This is a genomic window from Actinomadura bangladeshensis (assembly GCF_004348335.1).
GTDB lineage: Bacteria > Actinomycetota > Actinomycetes > Streptosporangiales > Streptosporangiaceae > Spirillospora > Spirillospora bangladeshensis.
On sequence record NZ_SMJW01000509.1, the window covers coordinates 1 to 1,941 of the forward strand.

Here is a 1,941-nt window from a genome sequence, read left to right on the forward strand (position 1 = left end):
GGCGGGGGCCTCGGGCAGGCCGGACGCGGGGTCGACGCTCGGGGCGCTCGCCGGCAGGAACACCCACTTCTTGTACGACCAGAAGCGGAACAGCGTCGCCACGCCGGTGCCGATGATCAGCGCGATGTTGTAGAACACGGCGCCGTCCAGGCCGAGGACGTAGTGCGAGAAGCCGATGAACAGCTCGGTGATGACGAGCCCGACGCCGTTCAGCGCGAAGAACAGCACGTACTCGCGGCCGAGCCCGGTGCGGTCGCGGTGCCGGAACGTCCAGTACCGGTTCGCCAGGTACGAGAACGTCGTGGCGATGATCGTGGCGACCCCGTTGGAGGTGAGCGGGCCCACTCCCATGCCGGTGTGCAGGCCGTTGCCGATCACGACCGTGATCACGAACGCGATCGCGCCCACGCTGCCGAACTTGGCGAGTTCCTGCACGAGGTGCGCGAACCGCCGGTGGAGTTTGGCGACCAGGCTCACGAAGGGGAACCGTCCTTCCGGACTTCGTTGTACGCCACGGCGGGCGGCGCGGCGGCTGATGCGGAGGCACCACGAGGATAGACGCCCGGGGCGGCGGGGACGTCGGAACATGAACGTTTCACCCTCACCCGGCGTTCCCTGCCCGTTGCCGAGATGCCCACACACTTTCGACGCCGGCGGCCGGGGATTCGTTCATGCCGCCCGGCCGATAACCTTCTGACGTGACAGTTCCAGCTGATATGCCCGTCGTCGGAATGGCGGGCGGGGGCCAGCTCGCCCGGATGACGCAGCAGGCCGCGATCGCGCTCGGCGTGTCGCTGCGCGTCCTCGCCGGGGCGGCGGACGAGTCGGCCGCCAAGGTCGTGTCCGACGTGCGGGTGGGGGACGACCGCTCCCGCGACGACCTGCTGGCGTTCGCCAAGGGCTGCGACGTGGTGACGTTCGACCACGAGCACGTCCCGGGAGCCCACATCCGCGAGCTGGAGGACTCGGGCGTCCCGTGCCGTCCGGGCGCGGCGGCCCTGGCCCACGCGCAGGACAAGCTGGTCATGCGGGACAGGCTCAGCGGCCTCGGCGTCCCGTGCCCCGAGTACGCGCACGTGCCGTCGTCCGGGCCGGTGGAGTTCCTGGAGGCGTTCGGCCGCGAGCACGGCTGGCCGCTGGTCCTGAAGGCCACCCGCGGCGGCTACGACGGCAAGGGCGTCTGGGTGGTGGACGAGCCGTCCGGCCAGGTGGAGCGGCTGCTCGCGGAGGGCGTCGACCTGATGGTCGAGCAGCACGTCCCGTTCCGGCGGGAGCTGGCCGCGCTCGTCGCGCGCTCCCCGTACGGGCAGGGCGCCGCGTACCCGGTCGTGGAGACCGTCCAGGAGGGCGGCATCTGCACCGAGGTGATCTCGCCCGCGCCGGGCCTGTCCGAGGACCTCGCGGTCGAGGCGCAGGGTCTCGCGCTCCGCATCGCGAACGAGCTGGGCGTCGTGGGGCTGCTCGCGGTCGAGCTGTTCGAGACCGACGCCGGCCTGCTGGTGAACGAGCTGGCCATGCGCCCGCACAACTCCGGGCACTGGACGATCGAGGGCGCCCGCACGTCGCAGTTCGAGCAGCACCTCCGGGCCGTCCTCGACCTGCCGCTCGGCTCCACCGAGCCGACCGCGCCGTACACGGTCATGGCCAACGTGCTCGGCGGCGACGACCCGGACGTGTACTCCCGCTACATCCACGTGATGGCCCACGACCCGGCCGTCAAGGTGCACATGTACGGCAAGGAGTCGCGGCCGGGACGCAAGATCGGCCATGTGACCGCGCTCGGCGCCGACCTCGCCGACGTCCGCGCACGGGCCCGCCACGCCGCCGACTACCTGCGGTGGGGGACGAAGATGGGGGAGCACCACAAATGAGCGGAGCGAACCGGGGGGTGTGGGGGGTCGCCCCCCCACAGGAGGCGGGCATGAGCGGAGCGAACCGGGG

The 1,941-nt window shown here is 71.6% G+C and carries 2 protein-coding genes; one reads left to right on the plus strand and one right to left on the minus strand.

Features of this window, described 5'->3' with window-relative positions; all coding sequences use genetic code 11:
* Positions 1-477, minus strand: a 477-nt coding sequence (locus E1284_RS40425; protein WP_243715053.1) for a GtrA family protein, incomplete at its 3' end; no start/stop codon positions are given.
* Positions 478-716: 239 nt separating this feature from the next.
* Between E1284_RS40425 and E1284_RS40430 the strand changes: the two genes are divergently transcribed.
* Positions 717-1,871, plus strand: a complete 1,155-nt coding sequence (locus E1284_RS40430) for a 5-(carboxyamino)imidazole ribonucleotide synthase (protein ID WP_131945393.1) — start codon at positions 717-719, stop codon at positions 1,869-1,871.
* Positions 1,872-1,941: the final 70 nt, after the last annotated feature.

Coding starts and splice junctions, on each gene's coding strand:
- E1284_RS40430 (WP_131945393.1), top strand. CDS start 717: ATGCCCGTCGTCGGAATGGCGGGCGGGGGCCAGCTCGCCCGGATGACG.